Source organism: Humibacter ginsengiterrae (assembly GCF_054780115.1).
The window spans coordinates 16,923-31,953 of sequence record NZ_BAAGWY010000019.1; the positions used below are offsets into that span (position 1 = coordinate 16,923).

At 69.6% G+C, this 15,031-nt stretch carries 23 protein-coding genes and 1 pseudogene; 13 read left to right on the forward strand and 11 right to left on the reverse strand.

Annotated elements, in window-relative coordinates; all coding sequences use genetic code 11:
* Nucleotides 1–5: 5 nt before the first annotated feature.
* The gene (locus ACYVII_RS17350; protein WP_460537443.1) at nucleotides 6–1,745 is read left to right on the forward strand and encodes an amylo-alpha-1,6-glucosidase; all 1,740 of its coding nucleotides are present in this window, start codon (nucleotides 6–8) and stop codon (nucleotides 1,743–1,745) included.
* 82 nt (nucleotides 1,746–1,827) lie between these two features.
* On the opposite strand, the gene ACYVII_RS17355 is transcribed toward ACYVII_RS17350, so the two are convergent.
* The 3 genes from ACYVII_RS17355 to ACYVII_RS17365 form a co-directional block, all read right to left on the reverse strand.
* Entirely contained in the window at nucleotides 1,828–2,025 is a 198-nt protein-coding gene (locus ACYVII_RS17355; RefSeq protein WP_460537445.1) for a helix-turn-helix transcriptional regulator, read from the reverse strand.
* Nucleotides 2,025–2,441 (reverse strand): hypothetical protein, encoded by a 417-nt coding sequence (locus tag ACYVII_RS17360; RefSeq protein WP_460537447.1) that lies wholly within the window; start codon nucleotides 2,439–2,441, stop codon nucleotides 2,025–2,027. Before ACYVII_RS17360 ends, ACYVII_RS17355 begins: the two co-directional genes overlap by 1 nt.
* A gap of 75 nt (nucleotides 2,442–2,516) precedes the next feature.
* On the reverse strand, nucleotides 2,517–2,738 hold the full coding sequence (locus tag ACYVII_RS17365; protein ID WP_460537448.1) for a hypothetical protein: 222 nt from the start codon (nucleotides 2,736–2,738) through the stop codon (nucleotides 2,517–2,519).
* A gap of 157 nt (nucleotides 2,739–2,895) precedes the next feature.
* Here ACYVII_RS17365 and ACYVII_RS17370 point away from each other — a divergent pair, with 157 nt between their 5' ends.
* Both ACYVII_RS17370 and ACYVII_RS17375 read left to right on the forward strand, forming a co-directional pair.
* Entirely contained in the window at nucleotides 2,896–3,264 is a 369-nt protein-coding gene (locus tag ACYVII_RS17370; protein WP_460537450.1) for a hypothetical protein, read from the forward strand.
* Nucleotides 3,192–3,764, forward strand: coding sequence for a Rieske (2Fe-2S) protein (locus tag ACYVII_RS17375; RefSeq protein WP_460537452.1), 573 nt, complete (start codon nucleotides 3,192–3,194; stop codon nucleotides 3,762–3,764). Before ACYVII_RS17370 ends, ACYVII_RS17375 begins: the two co-directional genes overlap by 73 nt.
* Nucleotides 3,765–3,791: 27 nt before the next feature.
* Here the strand turns inward: ACYVII_RS17375 and ACYVII_RS17380 are convergent, their stop codons facing one another.
* Entirely contained in the window at nucleotides 3,792–4,190 is a 399-nt protein-coding gene (locus ACYVII_RS17380) for a DUF488 domain-containing protein (RefSeq protein ID WP_460537454.1), read from the reverse strand.
* 152 nt (nucleotides 4,191–4,342) lie between these two features.
* Here ACYVII_RS17380 and ACYVII_RS17385 point away from each other — a divergent pair, with 152 nt between their 5' ends.
* From ACYVII_RS17385 to ACYVII_RS17395, 3 genes are all read left to right on the forward strand, one after another.
* Nucleotides 4,343–4,609 carry a type II toxin-antitoxin system Phd/YefM family antitoxin gene (locus tag ACYVII_RS17385; protein WP_460537456.1) on the forward strand — a complete coding sequence of 89 codons (267 nt, stop codon included), beginning with the start codon at nucleotides 4,343–4,345 and terminating at the stop codon, nucleotides 4,607–4,609.
* Nucleotides 4,606–4,992 carry a type II toxin-antitoxin system VapC family toxin gene (locus ACYVII_RS17390; protein WP_460537458.1) on the forward strand — a complete coding sequence of 129 codons (387 nt, stop codon included), beginning with the start codon at nucleotides 4,606–4,608 and terminating at the stop codon, nucleotides 4,990–4,992. Before ACYVII_RS17385 ends, ACYVII_RS17390 begins: the two co-directional genes overlap by 4 nt.
* 133 nt (nucleotides 4,993–5,125) lie before the next feature.
* Nucleotides 5,126–5,269: a hypothetical protein gene (locus ACYVII_RS17395; RefSeq protein WP_460537460.1), complete on the forward strand. Its 144-nt coding sequence runs from the start codon at nucleotides 5,126–5,128 to the stop codon at nucleotides 5,267–5,269.
* Nucleotides 5,270–5,271: 2 nt separating this feature from the next.
* Here ACYVII_RS17395 and ACYVII_RS17400 read toward each other — a convergent pair whose 3' ends face one another.
* Genes ACYVII_RS17400 through ACYVII_RS17415 form a run of 4 tightly spaced genes read right to left on the reverse strand, consistent with a single transcriptional unit; the run spans nucleotide 5,272 to nucleotide 8,376 of the window.
* Nucleotides 5,272–6,342, reverse strand: coding sequence for an ATP-binding cassette domain-containing protein (locus ACYVII_RS17400; RefSeq protein WP_460537462.1), 1,071 nt, complete (start codon nucleotides 6,340–6,342; stop codon nucleotides 5,272–5,274).
* Entirely contained in the window at nucleotides 6,339–7,127 is a 789-nt protein-coding gene (locus tag ACYVII_RS17405) for a molybdate ABC transporter permease subunit (protein ID WP_460537464.1), read from the reverse strand. The genes ACYVII_RS17400 and ACYVII_RS17405 overlap by 4 nt, the downstream gene beginning before the upstream one ends.
* Nucleotides 7,124–7,933, reverse strand: coding sequence for a type 2 periplasmic-binding domain-containing protein (gene modA, locus ACYVII_RS17410; RefSeq protein ID WP_460537466.1), 810 nt, complete (start codon nucleotides 7,931–7,933; stop codon nucleotides 7,124–7,126). Before modA ends, ACYVII_RS17405 begins: the two co-directional genes overlap by 4 nt.
* Nucleotides 7,930–8,376, reverse strand: a complete 447-nt coding sequence (locus ACYVII_RS17415) for a TOBE domain-containing protein (RefSeq protein WP_460537468.1) — start codon at nucleotides 8,374–8,376, stop codon at nucleotides 7,930–7,932. The genes modA and ACYVII_RS17415 overlap by 4 nt, the downstream gene beginning before the upstream one ends.
* Before the next feature lie 156 nt (nucleotides 8,377–8,532).
* Here ACYVII_RS17415 and ACYVII_RS17420 point away from each other — a divergent pair, with 156 nt between their 5' ends.
* From ACYVII_RS17420 to ACYVII_RS17440, 5 genes and pseudogenes are all read left to right on the forward strand, one after another.
* Nucleotides 8,533–9,738 (forward strand): ThiF family adenylyltransferase, encoded by a 1,206-nt coding sequence (locus tag ACYVII_RS17420; protein WP_460537470.1) that lies wholly within the window; start codon nucleotides 8,533–8,535, stop codon nucleotides 9,736–9,738.
* Complete coding sequence (locus tag ACYVII_RS17425) at nucleotides 9,711–10,949, forward strand: molybdopterin molybdotransferase MoeA (RefSeq protein WP_460537472.1); 1,239 nt, start codon at nucleotides 9,711–9,713, stop codon at nucleotides 10,947–10,949. Before ACYVII_RS17420 ends, ACYVII_RS17425 begins: the two co-directional genes overlap by 28 nt.
* Nucleotides 10,946–11,434: pseudogene (gene moaC / locus ACYVII_RS17430) on the forward strand (cyclic pyranopterin monophosphate synthase MoaC); the annotation flags it as partial. The gene ACYVII_RS17425 and the pseudogene moaC, both read left to right, overlap by 4 nt.
* 86 nt (nucleotides 11,435–11,520) lie before the next feature.
* Complete coding sequence (locus ACYVII_RS17435) at nucleotides 11,521–12,336, forward strand: NTP transferase domain-containing protein (protein ID WP_460537474.1); 816 nt, start codon at nucleotides 11,521–11,523, stop codon at nucleotides 12,334–12,336.
* Nucleotides 12,333–12,569: a MoaD/ThiS family protein gene (locus ACYVII_RS17440; RefSeq protein ID WP_460537476.1), complete on the forward strand. Its 237-nt coding sequence runs from the start codon at nucleotides 12,333–12,335 to the stop codon at nucleotides 12,567–12,569. The genes ACYVII_RS17435 and ACYVII_RS17440 overlap by 4 nt, the downstream gene beginning before the upstream one ends.
* Before the next feature lie 44 nt (nucleotides 12,570–12,613).
* Here the strand turns inward: ACYVII_RS17440 and ACYVII_RS17445 are convergent, their stop codons facing one another.
* Together ACYVII_RS17445 and ACYVII_RS17450 are read right to left on the reverse strand one after the other, a co-directional pair.
* The gene (locus ACYVII_RS17445) at nucleotides 12,614–13,039 is read right to left on the reverse strand and encodes a molybdenum cofactor biosynthesis protein MoaE (protein ID WP_460537478.1); all 426 of its coding nucleotides are present in this window, start codon (nucleotides 13,037–13,039) and stop codon (nucleotides 12,614–12,616) included.
* Entirely contained in the window at nucleotides 13,036–13,608 is a 573-nt protein-coding gene (locus ACYVII_RS17450) for a MogA/MoaB family molybdenum cofactor biosynthesis protein (RefSeq protein ID WP_460537480.1), read from the reverse strand. Before ACYVII_RS17450 ends, ACYVII_RS17445 begins: the two co-directional genes overlap by 4 nt.
* A 199-nt stretch (nucleotides 13,609–13,807) precedes the next feature.
* Here ACYVII_RS17450 and ACYVII_RS17455 point away from each other — a divergent pair, with 199 nt between their 5' ends.
* Nucleotides 13,808–14,116: a hypothetical protein gene (locus ACYVII_RS17455; protein ID WP_460537482.1), complete on the forward strand. Its 309-nt coding sequence runs from the start codon at nucleotides 13,808–13,810 to the stop codon at nucleotides 14,114–14,116.
* A 47-nt stretch (nucleotides 14,117–14,163) separates the two neighbouring features.
* Nucleotides 14,164–14,400, forward strand: coding sequence for a hypothetical protein (locus ACYVII_RS17460; RefSeq protein ID WP_460537484.1), 237 nt, complete (start codon nucleotides 14,164–14,166; stop codon nucleotides 14,398–14,400).
* A 15-nt stretch (nucleotides 14,401–14,415) separates the two neighbouring features.
* Here ACYVII_RS17460 and ACYVII_RS17465 read toward each other — a convergent pair whose 3' ends face one another.
* Nucleotides 14,416–14,991, reverse strand: coding sequence for a MarR family winged helix-turn-helix transcriptional regulator (locus ACYVII_RS17465; RefSeq protein ID WP_460537486.1), 576 nt, complete (start codon nucleotides 14,989–14,991; stop codon nucleotides 14,416–14,418).
* Between the last annotated feature and the right edge of the window lie 40 nt (nucleotides 14,992–15,031).

A 15,031-nucleotide genomic window follows, 5' to 3' on the forward strand; every position in this document is an offset into this window, starting at 1 on the left:
GCCCCATGACCCAGCTCGAAACCGTTCCAGCGCCGGCAGCGTTCCCCGGAGAAGACCAGTTCGACGTGCGGGCCATCCCGTTCAGCCGGCGGGGCTCGTGGCTCGACCTCTCGCCGGTCGTGGGCCTCCACCGCGCGGAGCGCGACATCCACCTGGTCTCGCACACCACCGGCATGCACGCCGTGCTGCGGCTCGTGCCCACCCTGGCAGGCGATCCGGTGGATGCCACGACCACCGCCACACCGTGCGTCTTGCGCTGGGAGTCCCCGGCTGGGTACGTGGAGGCCGTCTTCGAGACGACCGACATCATCCGCTTTCGCGGACGTGGCCTGGGGATGCGGTTCGCGGAGGCGGCGGACGAGCTCACCCCTTTCACCGGCATGTATCTATTCACCGATCCGATCGATGGCTCCCCGGTCTACACCTCCTACGAGACGGGCCGGCGCTACCGCATCACCGTGATCGCAGGCGAGGTGCACGTCGTGGGCGGCGAGTCGCTCGGAAGCGCCGACCGCTGGGTCGAAGCGGTCGCCGAGAACGAATGGGAACTCGTCGTCGAAGAGCTCGAGACGGCACGCGAGCCGTACCGGAGTCTGACCACGTTCGACGAAGCCCGTGAGTCGGTGCGCGAGGAGTTCGAAGCGTTCCTCGACGCCGTCGCGCCGTGGCGAGACCATGCCGTGCCGGCTGCGGTCGCCGCCTCGTACGTGCTGTGGTCGGCGACCGTGCGTCCCGAGGGCTTCCTCGACCGCGAGGGCGTGCTCATGTCGAAGCACTGGATGGACAAGGTGTGGAGCTGGGACCACTGCTTCAACGCGCTAGCCCTCGCCGGCGGGCAGCCGGAGCTGGCCTTCGACCAGTTCATGCTGCCGTTCGACCATCAGACCGACGCCGGTGCGCTCCCCGACTCTGTGACGCACTCCGAGGCGTTGTACAACTACGTGAAACCGCCGATCCACGGATGGGCGTTCACCGGCCTGCGCCGTGCGTTGCCGGCATCGCTGATCGACCCGCAGCTGGCGGAGACCTACCGGCGCCTCGCCGCCTGGAGCCGGTTCTGGCTCGACCACCGTCGCGTGCCAGGGCACGCCGTGCCTCACTACCAGCACGGCAACGACAGCGGGTGGGACAACGCGACGACCTTCGACCGCGACCGTGTCATCGAGTCCCCCGACCTCGCCGCCTTCCTCATCATCCAGCTGCGTGTTCTTCGCGACCTGGCCGTCGAGCTGGGGTATGAGACGGATGCTTCGGCATGGGCGCAAGCGGAAGTCGAGGTGCGCGAGGGCCTCGCCGGGCTCTGGCGCGGCGACGGATACGTCGCGGTCGCCGCATCCGACGGCCGGGAGGCCAAGCGACGCAGCCTGCTCACACTCCTTCCGATCGTGCTCGGCGAGGCGCTCGAGACCGAGACGGCGGAGGTGCTGGCCGACGGCATCCGCGAGCACCTGACGGAGTGGGGCCTGGCCACCGAACCCGTCGACTCGGAAGACTACGAGTCTGACGGCTATTGGCGCGGCCCGATCTGGGCACCGTCGACGGTGCTGGTCGAGGACGGCCTGCGCCGAGCCGGGCAGACCGAGCTCGCGGATGCTGTGCGCGAGCGCTTCCTGCGCCTTTGCGAGAAGTCCGGGTTCGCGGAGAACTTCGATGCCGTCACGGGCGAAGGCCTGCGCGACCGCGCCTACACCTGGACGGCATCCGCGTATCTGCTGTTCGCGCGGGCGCAAGCGGAGCAGCGGTAACAAAGCCTCTCGGGCGCGCCCGAGAACGAAGCAGATGGGCCCCGGATCCGTGCCCGGGGCCCATCGTCGTGTCGCAGCTTCTTCAGCGACCTGCCGGCGTGAACAGCTCCTCGATCGGCTTTCCGAAGAGCCGCGAGATGCGGAACGCCAGGGGGAGTGACGGATCGTACTTTCCGGTCTCGAGCGCGACGACCGTCTGGCGCGAGACATCCAGGCGTTCGGCGAGGGTCGCCTGCGTCCAGCCGCGACCCTCGCGCTCGGCGCGGATCAGATTCTCCATCAGGCTTTGGGTGCGCCGACCAGCAGGTTGGTGAACTCCCACGAGACGATCCCCACGATCGCGACGAGCCATCCGCTGGTGGGCACGGCGATTCCGGCAGAACCCAGCGTGCCGAGCGTGAGCGCGGTCACCATCGACAGGGTGAACCCGACCGCGAGTCCGGGGAAGAGCAGCTCCACCTGGTACTCGTCCATCTGCCGAACGCGGAGCACGATCACGATCACCATCCAGATGATCGGAAGCAGCGGCAGTACGGCCAGCACCCACCGCAGCGCGCCGCCTTCGCGGCCCCACAGGGCGAGCGCGAGGTTCGCGAGCACGAGGCATCCGACCCCTATCCACACGCGCAGTCGGAAGGCGCGCAGGCGTCGCAGTTCGATCGACGATTCCCCGTCCGTGTCAAGCTCGCTTGTCATGTCTCGACTGTACGGTCACGACGGATGCGTGTCAAGCACGCTTTACATGGGGTCGGTGCGCGCAGCCGCGCCCGCTCACGGCGTGGGGTAGACCGTCCAATCGGACTGCTCGAAAGGCTCCGACACCTCGCTGCCGTCCAGCTCGAACAACGCGACGTCGTCGCCGAGCAGGTGCAGGAACCTTCCCTGCCGTCGGTCGTCGCCGCTGCGGAGTTCGTAGCGGCGCCCCGCCGTCAGAATGGACCAGTCCTCGATCTGCTGGGGTGCGTCATCCGCCCTCGTGTCGTTGTCCGCCATAACGGCAGGGTATGCCCGTGTTCGCACCACCGCCCGGCGGTATCGGTCGAAAGCATGGCCGGGTGGGCACGAGCATCCCGACCTGCGTGACGACGCCGCGCCGATCCGCCCTGCCAAGGCGTTGACCGTCGGAAAGGTCTGGGCTAGACCCGGACGCATGGGAAGACTGAACAGAACCGCGCACCGTCTGACCAGCGCGATCGAGGGGGCCAGCGCACTCGACGCGGTCGCCGATCCGCTTTCGGGGCTCGTCGTGAAAGCCACGAAGCGCAAGGCGGTGAAGAACCTGCTCTCGGGAACATGGCTCGGGCATGCGTTGCATCCGATGCTCACCGATGTGCCCATCGGGTTCTGGAGCGCTGCGCTGCTGCTGGATGTCACTGCCGGTGAACGCGGAGCCCGCTCGGCGAGACGATGGTGGGTCTCGGAGTCCTCGGCGCGATTCCGACGGCGATGGCCGGGGCATCCGACTGGGCGGACACGCACGGCCCGACGAAGCGGGTCGGACTCGTGCACGCGCTCCTGAACGACGCGGCACTCGTGCTGCAGATCGTCTCGTGGCTGTCTCGGCGGGGCGGCCACAGGGGCCGCGGGATGGGGCTGAGCCTGCTGGCTTTCGGGGTGATGTCGGTCGCGGCGTACCTCGGCGGCCACCTGTCGCTCGTGCGCGGCGTCGGGATCAACCACACCGCGTTCCAGGGCTCGGAAGCGGAGTGGGCTGACGTTGCCGCTGAGGCTGACGTGAGGGAAGCCACACCGCTGCGTGTGACGGCCGGCGATGTGCCCGTGATGCTGGTGAAGCAGGGCGGCGTCGTTCGCGCGCTGTCCGCGACGTGCACGCATGCCGGCGGACCGCTCGACGAGGGATCGCTGGTCGACGGATGCGTGCAGTGTCCGTGGCACGGCAGCGAGTTCCGTCTGGACGACGGCACCGTTCATCGCGGACCGGCATCCGTGCCCGAGCCGGTCTGGGACGTGCGCGTCGCCGAGGGTCGCGTCTCCGTGCGCTCGAGGGCGACTGGCTGAGCTGTCGACCGCTGGTCGAGCCCGGCCTCAGGCATCCGCTCCAGTCAGCACCTGCTGCAACACAGTGGCCGCGCTGATGTCGTCGCGCTTGGATGCCGTGAGCAGCGTCACCGTTCCGTCGTGCGCAAGCTTGCGGAGTGAATCGAGCGCCTCGACGTGCTCGCGGTCGTCGAGTTCGGCGCGATACCGCTTCACGAACTCGTCGAACTTCTCCGGATCGTGCCCGTACCACTGTCGCAGCTGCGGTGACGGCGCCACGTCTTTGCACCACTCGAACAGTTCCGCGCGTTCCTTGCTCATGCCGCGCGGCCACAGCCGATCCACGAGCACGCGCTTGCCGTCACCGGGCTCGGGCGCATCGTAGATGCGGCGCACGCGAACGTTGACGTCGGCATCCGGCGAAGCAGTCTGATCTGCGCTGGCCACACCGCCACGATACGTCGGGTGCAGACGAAGGGCTTCTCAGAGTCGCATCCGCGCCTCAGTTCCCGCTGGTTCTTGGCTTCTCGTCCACACGGGAGTAGTGCGAAACCATGAGTAGACTTAGTCCACTTGATCTAGTCCAGTGGAGCAGACGAATGCGTACCGTCAACATCCATGACGCGAAGACGCACTTCTCGCGCCTTGTCGAAGCGGCAGCGAGCGGTGAAACGATCATCATCGCCAAGTCGGGTCGGCCGGTCGCGAAGCTCACGCGGCTGGACACGCCGGTTGCCCAGCCGCGAAGGCTCGGTTGGTACAAGAACATGCCCTCCGTGCCAGACGACTTCGACGAGTGGATGTCGGAAGACGTCGCAGCTCTGTTCGCGGGTGAGGAGCCGGTGACCACGGAGTCGCGCGAATGAAGTATCTGCTCGACACGCACCTTCTGATCTGGGCGGCCGGTGACGAGCCGCGCCTCAGCCGGAGCGCGCGAGATCTCCTCGAGGACGAAGACAATGCGGTGATCTTCAGTGCCGCCTCGATCTGGGAGATATCGATCAAGGCGGCATTGGGCCGTTCATCGTTTCAGCTCTCGGCAGCTGTGTTTCGCCGCGGCTTGATCGAGGTCGGCTATCGCGAGCTAGACATCACGAGCGCGCATGCTGTCGCGGTGGGCGATTTGCCGCGCATCCACAGCGATCCGTTCGACCGGATGCTGGTGGCGCAGGCACGCACCGAGGGTTACACACTCCTCACTTCAGACCGACGCGTGGCCGAATACGGCTCGCCCACGCTGCTGGTCTGAAGCAGCGTGCACCGTCGCAGCGACGCCCTGTTGAGGCTGCTACGACGGGCATAGTGTCGAAAGCGAGGCGACTCGAGCACGACTCAGTCCGGCGCTTCGTCGCCGCGCAAGCACACGACGACGGGAACGGAACATGTTCGGCAAGAAGCACCGCCAAGAAGAGGTCGCCGCGGAGGCGCAGCAGGAGGAGCAGGAGGCGATGCGGGCCACCGAGACCGACGACTCCTCCATCGACCCGAACGAAACCCTCGAAGCCGAGGAAGAGCCCGAGAGCTGAGGCTAACGGGTGGGCGCTGCCACCACCCGGAGCGCGCTCGGGGTGACCGATACCGGATCGCCGGGCTCGGGCATCCGGCCGGCCGACGCCGCCAGTGCCTCCGCTAGCGAGAGCTCCGCGACGAGGCCCACCGTGGTCTCCAGACGAAGTGCGCCGGCGTGCGCAGACACCGAGCGGATGCTCGTGCGCACGCCGCCGGCATCCCCGAAGCGAACGGCCACGTCGCGCGGTGCGACGATGCCGAAAGCTTGCGCGCCCTCGGCGAGTGGAGCATCCGGTACGCCGCCCAGTGAGGCGCCCACGACCTGCAGCGAACCGCTCCGCCACGTGCCGGGCACGACGCTGAATCCGGCGAGCCTGGCGGCGAACGGATGCGCCGGCTTGGTCGCAAGGTCGTGCGGGGATCCGCTGTCGACCACGCGACCGTGGTCGAGCACCAGACAGGACTCGGCCCAGGGGAAGGCGTCCGAGAGCTCGTGCGTCACGAGCACGCTGGTCGTTCCGGTTCGCGCGAGCTCCGCGGACAGTAACCGGCGCACCGCGGGGGCGCTCTCGGCATCCAGAGCGGAGAACGGCTCGTCGAGCAGGATGACCCGTGGATCCGCGGCGAACGCGCGCGCCACCGCCACCCGCTGTTGCTGGCCGCCGGAGAGTTCGTGCGGTCGCGCATCCGCTCGATGAGCGAGGCCGATGCGCTCCAGCCAGTCCAGAGCGGCGCGCCGGGCATCCGATCGGGTCACGCCCTGCGCACGTGGTCCGAACGCGATGTTCTGCGTGAGCGTGAGGTGCGGGAACAGCCGAGGCTTCTGTTCCAGAAGGGTGATGCGCCGGTGCTCGGGCCGCTCGCGGAGCCGTCCGGCCCGCTCGAGCACGCGATCATCCAGCCGCACCTCGCCGCGTCGCAGAGGGAGCAGGCCCGCGAGTGCGGCAAGCAGGGTCGACTTGCCTGCGCCGTTCGGACCGAAGACGGCCAGGCATCCGCCGGCTGGCACCTCGAACCGCAGGTCGACGGCGAACCCGCCCCGTGAGGCGCCGAGGTCGGCGAAGAGGGATGCGCCGTGCGGCTCGGTCATCGCACGGCGTCTTCTCGCCAGGCGCGCAGCCCGCCCACGATGACGGCGGCGCTGACCAGCAGCAGCAGCGAGAGCGCCACGGCGGAGTCCTGGGTGATGCCGACGCCGTTGAACGCGGTGTAGATCGCGAGCGGCATGGTCTGCGTCACGCCCGGCGCGTTGCCGGCGAACAGCGCGGTCGCCCCGAACTCGCCGAGCGCGCGGGCGAAGCACAGCGCGGTGCCTGCAGCGATGCCGGGGGCGATGAGCGGGATCGTCACCGTTCCGAGCACGCGCCAGCGACCCGCGCCGAGCGTCGAGGCGATCTGTTCGTGTCCGATGCCCGAAGTGCGCAGGGTGCCCTCCACGGTGATGACGAGGAACGGCAGGGCGACGAACGCCTGGGCGACGACGACCGCCGCGCTGGTATATGGAAGGCTGAAGCCGCTGAACTGGAAGATCGGCTTGCCGAGCAGCCCCACCCGGCCGAGCAGCGACAGCAGGGCGAGACCGCCGACCATGGGCGGCAGCACCAGAGGGATGAGCACGATGGTGCGCAGCACGCCGGCGAGACGCGTGGTCGACCGGGCGATCACGACCGCCAGCGGAAGGCCGAGCACGAGACACACGATCGTGGCGCAGGCGGCCGTCCACAGCGAAAGCCACAGCGCGGTCAGCGAGGCGGGTGCGAAGAGGTCGCTCCACAGCGTCGACCAATGCGCGCGCGTCACCAGTCCCACGACCGGGAGCACGAGGAACGCCAGGGCGACGAGCGCGGCGACGTAGAGACCGCGCGGCAGAGTCATGGCTTTCCGAAGCCGAACCTCGCGAGGATGCGCTGGCCGGCACTCGAGAGAACGAACGAGACGAACGCGTGGGCGGCCTTCGGCGAGGGCGCCTTGTTCGCGACGGCGATCGGGTAGCTGTTCACGACCTTGCCCGCGCCGGCCGGTGTGATGCCGTCGAGCTTGCCGCCGGATGCCGCAACATCTGTCGCGTAGACGAGCCCGGCATCCGCCTCGCCGTTCTCCACCCGGGTCACGACGCTCGTGACATTGGTCTCCTCGCTGGCCGGAGTGAGCTGCACGCCGGCGTTGGAGAGAAGGGTCTGCGACGCCGTTCCGCACGGCACCTGGGGTGCGCAGATCACGACCTTCAGCCCTGGCCTGGTCAGATCGGACAGGTCGCGGATGCCCTTCGGGTTGCCCGGCGGGACGGCGATCCGCAGGGTGTTGGTCGCGAAGCTCGTGCCCCTGCCTGCAAGTCCGGCCTTCGTGACGGGACCCAGTGACTGCTGATCGGCGAACGCGATCACGTCCACGCTCGCGCCGCCCACGATCTGGGTGGCGAGCGCCTGCGATCCGTCGTAGCGGATCGGCGCGACCGGATACTCCGGGTTCGCCTTCTGAAAGCTCTTCGCCAGCGCATCGAAAGAGCCCTGCAGCGACGCCGCGGCGAACACGATCAGCGCCTTGCCCGGACTCGCCTTGCCGGTGGAGGCGCCGCTCACGGTGGCGGCGGAACCGGAGGATGCCGAACATCCGGTCAGGAGAAGCGCGAGAGCCGTCAGGACTGCCGCGGTCGCGGTCGCCGCTCGTCGGGGCAGCCTCATCGCCGGCCGCCCTTCGCGCCCGTGGCGCCGCGCGGCTTCGCCTCGGTGGCGGGCGGTGTCTCGACGATCACCATGGTCGCCTTCACCACGGCGGTCGCGAGCGAGCCGATCTCGAGTCCGAGCTCCCGCACCGCCTCGGTCGACATGAGCGAGACGACGCGGTGCGGCCCGCACTGCAGCTCCACCTCGGACATCACAGTGTCGCTGGTCACCCCGGTCACCAGTCCGACGAAGCGGTTCCGGGCGCTCGTGCCACGCTCCAGCGGGTCGCCGGGACCGTTCGCGGATGTCGTCAGCCGACGCGCGAGATCCGCACCTTCGACGACCGCCCGGCCCACGTCATCCGTGCCGGCCGTCAACTCGCCCGCGTCGACCCATCGACGCACGGTGTCGTCGCTGACTCCGAGCAGGGCGGCGGCCTCGCTGATCCGAAAACGCGTCATGATTTGGATTCTAGTTCCGCAAATGCGGAGACCGATGGCTCGATCTCCGAACTTCTGGACCCGTGACGTCGTCTCGGGTGCTCGTAACGACGCGAAGCGTCGAAGGCGGCTCGGCGGACCGCCGTCGGCGCGGAGCCGAACAGCTACCGTTGAGGCATGGTCCTGCCTCCGCTCGTGCAGCCCGTCGACGTGCTCGCGCCCGACGAGCGCGTGCGCGCGGCGCGGCAGTTGCGGCTGTTCGAGATCGGCGACGTCGGGCAGCGCCGGCTGGCGGCGGCAAAGGTCGCCGTGATCGGGGCGGGTGGCCTCGGTTCGCCTGTCCTCCTCTATTTGGCGTCCGCGGGCGTCGGGACACTGGGCATCGTCGACGACGACGTCGTGGATACCACGAACCTCCAGCGCCAGATCGCGTTCGGCACGACCGACGTGGGTCGTGCGAAAGCGACCGTCGCGGCCGAGCGCGTGCGCGGCCTGTCGCCGCACACCGCGGTCATCGAGATCCGCGAGCATCTGGATGCCGCGAACGCGCAGCGGCTCCTCACCGGATACGACGTCGTCGTCGACGGCAGCGACACGTTCGAGACGCGCTATGCCGTCACGGATGCCTGCGCCGCACTCGGCATCCCGCTGGTCTGGGGGTCGGTGCTGCGATTCGATGCGCAGGCCACCGTGTTCTGGTCGCGCCCGCCGAACGGACTCGCCAAACCAGCGGGGACGAACGCGTCCGGCTCAACGAGCGCCGACGCGACCCAGCCCGTGAACCTCCGCGACGTGTTCCCCGAGCCGCCCGCGCCCGAGGATGCGCCGTCATGCGCTGACGCCGGCGTGCTCGGCGCGCTCTGCGGACAGCTCGGCGGCATCCTCTCCGCCGAGGTCGTGAAGCTGATCTGCGGAGTCGGCGAGACGCTGCTCGGCCGCATGCTCGTCATCGACGCGCTCACCGCCACGACGCGGGAGGTACCCCTGGTGCCCGCGCCGCGCGCCGAGAGCGCCCCTCAACGTGGAACGCCGCAGACGACGCCCGAGAGAGACACGCCGCGACCGACCTTTGCCCGACCGGACGCCGTGCGACGGGTCAGGGCGGACGACCTCCGCGCACTGAGCGACCCCACCCTCATCGACGTACGCGAGCCGGACGAGTTTGCCGCAGGCACCATCCCCGGCGCCCGGTCCGTGCCCCTGTCGCACGTGGCGACGGATGCCCCCCTGCTCGCGCTCGACCATCCGGTCGTCGTGTTCTGCCAGACCGGCCCCCGCGCTCGCATCGCTGCGCGCATGCTGCTGGCGGAGCATCCGGATGCCGACATCCGCATCCTCGACGGCGGATACGACGCGTGGATGCGAGCGCAGGTGCGAGCGTGATCACCGTCGAGGCGCACAAGGAGCGCGTGCTGGCGGCCGCGCGGCCGCTGCCGGCCGAGCGCGTCCCCCTGGCGGATGCGCTGGGACTCGTGCTGGCTGAACCGGTGCACACGCGCTGGCCGGTCCCGCTGTTCGACAACTCCGCCATGGACGGTTACGCCGTGCGACGCGCGGATGCCGCGGTCGGCGCCCGCCTGCGTGTCGTCGCCGACGTGCCGGCGGGCTCCGAACTGAACCCGCCGCTGGGCGCGGGAGAGGCGGCGCGCATCATGACCGGCGCCCCTGTGCCGAGCGATGCGGATGCCATCGTGCCGCTCGAACACACCGACCTCGGCACCGCGATCTCCGCCACGGCTCCCGAGTGGGTGATCGTGACGACGCAGCCGTCTGCCGGTGCGCACATCCGGCACTCCGGAGAGGATGCACCGCCCGGCGCGATCTCGGTGCCCGCCGGCGCCGAACTGGGGCCATGGCAGCTGTCGTCGATCGCCTCGGCCGGGCACGATCACGTGATCGCCTACCGCAGGCCGCGGGTCGCCGTGATCTCCACCGGATCCGAGCTCGTGCCGCCTTCCGAGGCGCCCCGCCGCGGCCAGATCCCGGAGTCGAACTCCGTACTCCTTTCCTCCGCTCTGCGGGCCGCCGGTGCCGACGTCGTTGGCGTGCGCAGCGTTCCCGACAAGGAGTCGGAGTTGCGTCGCGTGCTCGACGACCTGCGGCGCGAAGCCCGACCGGACGTCGTTGTGCTGTCGGGCGGGGCCAGTGTCGGCGCGTTCGATGTGGTGAAAGCCGTGCTCGACGGCGTCGGATCGATCGGATTCGAGCCGGTCGCGATGCAGCCGGGCAAGCCGCAGGGCTTCGGCACGATGGATGACGGCATCCTCGTCTTCTGCCTGCCCGGCAATCCGGTCAGCGTCGCGGTCTCGTTCGAGATGTTCGTGCGACCGGCGCTGCGGAAGCTCGGCGGGCATCCGATCATCGACCGCCCGCTGGTCACCCGCACGGCCGGTGCGACCTGGACCTGTCCGCCGGCTCGAACCCAGGTGCTGCCCGTCGTGTACGACGAGCAGACGGTGCGGCCGGCATCCGCGGGCGGCAGCGGATCCCACCTGGTGAGCTCGCTCGCCGCAGCCGAGGGACTCGCCGTCGTGCCCGCGCACGTCGGGCGTGTGGAAGAAGGAGACTCCGTGACCGTGATGGTGCTGACATGACCGAGCCCAGCGGCGCAGCTGCACAGCCGTTCACGCATCTGGATGCCGGGGGCGCCGCCCGCATGGTCGACGTCACCGAGAAGCAGCCGACGGTGCGCAGTGCGACCGCGTCCGGATTCGTGCGTTGCTCCGAGACGGTCGTGACCGCGTTGCGGGATGGCTCGACGCCGAAGGGTGACGTGCTCGCGGTCGCGCGCATCGCGGGCATCCAGGGTGCCAAACGCACCCCGGAACTGCTTCCGCTCGCCCACGTGATCGGCGTGCACGGGGCTGCGGTCGAGCTCGAGATCGTGAACGACGGCGTGCGCATCGAGGCGACCGTGCGCACGGCCGACCGCACCGGAGTGGAGATGGAGGCGCTCACGGCCGTCTCCGTGGCGGCGCTCGCCGTCATCGACATGGTGAAGGGCTTGGACAAGTCGGTCTCGATCGAGCGCGTCCGGCTGGAGCGCAAGACGGGCGGCAAGAGCGGCGAATGGCTGCGCCCAGCCGTAGCCGGAAGCACTCCGCCCGCAGACACGGCGCCCGCAGACGCGGCGCCCAGAGACACAGCGCCCGGAGAAGCGGCGCCGTGAGCACAGCCGCGATCATCCTCGCGGGGGGCCGGGCGTCCCGGCTCGGCGGCGCCGACAAGGCATCGGTGGAGGTGGATGGCCGCGCCCTGCTCGACCACGTGCTCGATGCCGTCGAGGGATGCTCGCCCCTCATCGTCGTCGGCCCGTCCGCGCTCGCGCGAGACGGCGTCACGGTGGTGCGCGAGGATCCTCCGTTCGGCGGGCCGGTCGCTGCGCTCGCCGCGGGGCTGAACGCCCTTCCCGAGCCGGCGCCCGCCGAGACCTGGGTTCTCGCGTGCGACCTTCCACTGGCCCATCGCATCGTCGCGCTCCTGCGGACGGAAGCGCTCGGCGACGCCGACGGCGTGATTCTCGGCGATGCCGGCGGAAGCGAGCAGTGGCTCGCCGGGCGGTACAGCACGCAGTCGCTGCGGGCAGCCGTCGGGGCACTGCCCGAGGTCGCCGGAGCATCCGTGCGGCGGATGCTTGCCGCCTGCCGACTGAGCGTCGTTCCGGACCGCGTAGGCGCCTCGATCGACCTTGATACCTGGCCGGCCATCGAGCACTATCGAAGAATGAACGAATCGCCGGCAGACCTCGATGCGTGGGTGACGGAGCTGGCCGGAGCGCTAGGCCTCGACCCTTCCCGGGTGCCGACCGGGCAGCTGCTCGACCTCACCCGCGACGCCGCACACGGCGTGACGCGGCCGGCCGGACCGTTGACCACCTACCTGGTCGGCCTCGCCGTCGCCGGCGGCATGACCATGGACGACGCTGCCGCCGCGACGCGCGCCGCGATCCAGCGCCACGCTGCGGCTGCTGACGAGTCATGAGGGTGCGCTTCTTCGCCGGCGCTGCGGAGGCCGCCGGCCTCGACGAGCAGCAGGTCGACGCGAGCATGACATTCGGCGAGTTGCGTGCGGCGCTCGCCGACGAGCACGGTGCTGAGTTCGCGCGCGTGCTCGAACGGTGCGCCGTCCGTGTCGACGGCGCACGCCTCGCGGACGACGATCTCGTGCCGGCCGACGCGACCGTCGACGTGCTCCCGCCGTTCGCCGGCGGCTGAGTTCGCGGAGGAACCCGCACCCTCGCGCGGAGGAACCCGTGGCGTCAGAGGGTTCGGCCGAGGCCCACCCACGACGACGAGCCGTCCGCTTCGACCTGCTTCTTCCACACCGGCAGCTCGGCCTTCACGCGTTCGACGAGCTCGCGGCAGATCTCGAACGCCTGCGCCCTGTGCGCCGTCGAGACGGCACACACGATGGCGACATCGCCCACCGCGAGCGTTCCGATCCGATGGCTGACCGAGATGCGCACACCCTCGGCGTCGAGGGCCCGAACGAGCTCTTCGAGCACGGCGGTGGCATCCGGATGCGCCGTGTACTCCAGTCGCACCACCTCGCCGGCCGCGCCCGGATCGTGGTCGCGCACTGTTCCGACGAACAGGGCGGTGGCGCCGGCATCCGTCGCGGCGACCTCTGCCAGGATCAGGGTCGCGTCGAGCGGTTGGTCCGACAGCCCAGCGCGCACGATCACGAGTGGTCACCATCTGTCGGCCCTGTCGAGGCGTGCTCGCCGCCGCTCAGCTGCTGAACGACGTGGGCGGCGACCGAGAGCACGACCGGGATTCCATCGCGCACGGCTCCCGGCGAACCGGCCAGGTTGACGACCAGCGCGTTCTCCCGCACCCCGGCGACGCCTCGCGAAAGCAGAGCGTTGGGCAGTGCGGCCGAGCCCACTCGGCGAAGCTCCTCAGCGATACCGGGCAGCGCGCGATCCAACAGCGGCGTTGTCGCCTCGGGCGTCACATCGCGCGGCGCGAGTCCCGTTCCGCCGGTCGTGACCACGAGCTGCGCGCCTCCTGCGATCGCGGAGCGGATGCTGCCCGCGATGGCGTCAAGCTCGTCCGGCACGATGTGCACCTCGGCGTGCCAGCCGGCGTCGGCCAGCAGCGCCGCGGCCAGCGGCCCGGACTCGTCGGCTCGCGTTCCGGCCGCGGCGCGGTCCGAAACGGTGACGACAGCGGCGCGACTGCCGTGCTCGCGTGCGCCGTGCTCGCGTGCGCCATGCCCGGGATCCGCGCCGTGGTTGTGATGCGCGCTCACGCCGGCATCCGCTTCGATCGCATATCGACAGTGTAGGGAGCGCGAGCCGGTGAGGAGCCGGTGTCGACGAGTCGCGGGGCATCGTAAGCCGCGATCTCGATCTGTAAAGGGGGTACTGGCCGCGCGGATGGCGCGTAACGTATTCGCAAGGTCGCCCCAGACCCCGGCGAGCCCCCACAGCACGGTCGTCTGGGAAATCATGAAGCGCATCAACATCGCAGGAAGATCACTACTCACCGGAACCGCACTCGCCGATGCGGTCCTGGCCTACGCGGTATCACTGGCCCGGTTGCACCGATTCGAAGTCGCCGAAGTGCCGTTCATCGACGAAGACGGCACCCGTCAGTGCGCACAACTCGTGCTCGGGGACGGATGTCCGATCTGGACCTCGAGCGTCGAACCCGACGGTGCCGAGCTGATGGATGGCGTCGCGCTGGCGCAGCTCAGGGCTCGCATCGCGGAGCTCGAGCCCGGGTGGGGCGGAGTGTACGGCGACTTCGAGGACTGAGGCTCGGCGCACCCCGGGCCAGTGGACCGCATAAGATGCGATTCACCATGCTCGAGAACTTCCAGCCGCAGCCCGGGTCGCAAGTCGTCATCGTGAACAACACGCCGTTCACGCTCGTGCAGTCCGAAGAGGGCGAGCCGTGGAACATCGTGCGTCACGACACCGTGCTCGGTTACCTGTACCGCAACGACGCCGGCGCCTGGGCCGTGTGGCCGCTCTACGACGGCTGCACGTATATTCCCTCCGCGCCCACGCCGGGCGAGGCGCTCCGGCGGGCGCTGTAGTAACGCGGAGAGCGGCTATCCAGGCCCGGTCCCGCCATCGCCTGTGGGGTCAGGCTCCGTGTCGACGAGGCGTTGCAGAAAGCGGATGACCACCTCACGTTCTCGAGACGTGAGGCTCGCGGCGACGTCGAACCGGTGTGCATGCATGCGCCCCACGCTGTCGCGGACCCGTTCGTGGGTCTGCTGCGTGATCCTGATGACAAGAGCGCGACGGTCGGTGGGGTGGGGGCCTCGCTGGATGTGCCCCGCCTGTTCGAGGCGGTCGAGGAGCTTCGTCGTCGACGCCGTCGAGATGTGCAGGTGATCCGCAAGGACGCTCGGCGTGACGAGGACGTCCTGGTTCTTCGCAGCCACCAGGAACCGCAGGGCCTTCATGTCGGTCTCGTTCAGCTTCATCTCGTTCCTGGACCGGAAGCTGAGCTCCTGCTCCGCCTCGCGCCAGTTGCGCATGGCGGCGAGGACATGCACGATCTGAGCGATCTCCTCGTCGCCGAGCCCTTCAAGGCTCACGAGTTCCTGGTCGGGATCGATCACGCGCGGGTCGAGCACGGCGTCGGACCCGACGTCCCGACGGTCTCGCGGCTGGCCCATATCGCCAGTGTAGGGGCGGGCTTGATGCATGCCAGGCTAG

What these genes read in the sequence shown, in the direction of transcription:
- ACYVII_RS17405 (WP_460537464.1), bottom strand. Translation starts at nt 7,127, where the DNA reads ATGACTCTGCCGCGCGGTCTCTACGTCGCCGCGCTCGTCGCCCTGGCG.
- ACYVII_RS17395 (WP_460537460.1), top strand. Translation starts at nt 5,126, where the DNA reads ATGTTCGGCAAGAAGCACCGCCAAGAAGAGGTCGCCGCGGAGGCGCAG.
- ACYVII_RS17365 (WP_460537448.1), bottom strand. Translation starts at nt 2,738, where the DNA reads ATGGCGGACAACGACACGAGGGCGGATGACGCACCCCAGCAGATCGAG.
- ACYVII_RS17375 (WP_460537452.1), top strand. Translation starts at nt 3,192, where the DNA reads ATGGCCGGGGCATCCGACTGGGCGGACACGCACGGCCCGACGAAGCGG.
- ACYVII_RS17350 (WP_460537443.1), top strand. Translation starts at nt 6, where the DNA reads ATGACCCAGCTCGAAACCGTTCCAGCGCCGGCAGCGTTCCCCGGAGAA.
- ACYVII_RS17355 (WP_460537445.1), bottom strand. Translation starts at nt 2,025, where the DNA reads ATGGAGAATCTGATCCGCGCCGAGCGCGAGGGTCGCGGCTGGACGCAG.
- ACYVII_RS17440 (WP_460537476.1), top strand. Translation starts at nt 12,333, where the DNA reads ATGAGGGTGCGCTTCTTCGCCGGCGCTGCGGAGGCCGCCGGCCTCGAC.
- ACYVII_RS17390 (WP_460537458.1), top strand. Translation starts at nt 4,606, where the DNA reads ATGAAGTATCTGCTCGACACGCACCTTCTGATCTGGGCGGCCGGTGAC.
- ACYVII_RS17465 (WP_460537486.1), bottom strand. Translation starts at nt 14,991, where the DNA reads ATGGGCCAGCCGCGAGACCGTCGGGACGTCGGGTCCGACGCCGTGCTC.
- modA (WP_460537466.1), bottom strand. Translation starts at nt 7,933, where the DNA reads ATGAGGCTGCCCCGACGAGCGGCGACCGCGACCGCGGCAGTCCTGACG.
- ACYVII_RS17400 (WP_460537462.1), bottom strand. Translation starts at nt 6,342, where the DNA reads ATGACCGAGCCGCACGGCGCATCCCTCTTCGCCGACCTCGGCGCCTCA.
- ACYVII_RS17415 (WP_460537468.1), bottom strand. Translation starts at nt 8,376, where the DNA reads ATGACGCGTTTTCGGATCAGCGAGGCCGCCGCCCTGCTCGGAGTCAGC.
- ACYVII_RS17460 (WP_460537484.1), top strand. Translation starts at nt 14,164, where the DNA reads ATGCTCGAGAACTTCCAGCCGCAGCCCGGGTCGCAAGTCGTCATCGTG.
- ACYVII_RS17420 (WP_460537470.1), top strand. Translation starts at nt 8,533, where the DNA reads ATGGTCCTGCCTCCGCTCGTGCAGCCCGTCGACGTGCTCGCGCCCGAC.
- ACYVII_RS17385 (WP_460537456.1), top strand. Translation starts at nt 4,343, where the DNA reads ATGCGTACCGTCAACATCCATGACGCGAAGACGCACTTCTCGCGCCTT.
- ACYVII_RS17370 (WP_460537450.1), top strand. Translation starts at nt 2,896, where the DNA reads ATGGGAAGACTGAACAGAACCGCGCACCGTCTGACCAGCGCGATCGAG.
- ACYVII_RS17455 (WP_460537482.1), top strand. Translation starts at nt 13,808, where the DNA reads ATGAAGCGCATCAACATCGCAGGAAGATCACTACTCACCGGAACCGCA.
- ACYVII_RS17360 (WP_460537447.1), bottom strand. Translation starts at nt 2,441, where the DNA reads ATGACAAGCGAGCTTGACACGGACGGGGAATCGTCGATCGAACTGCGA.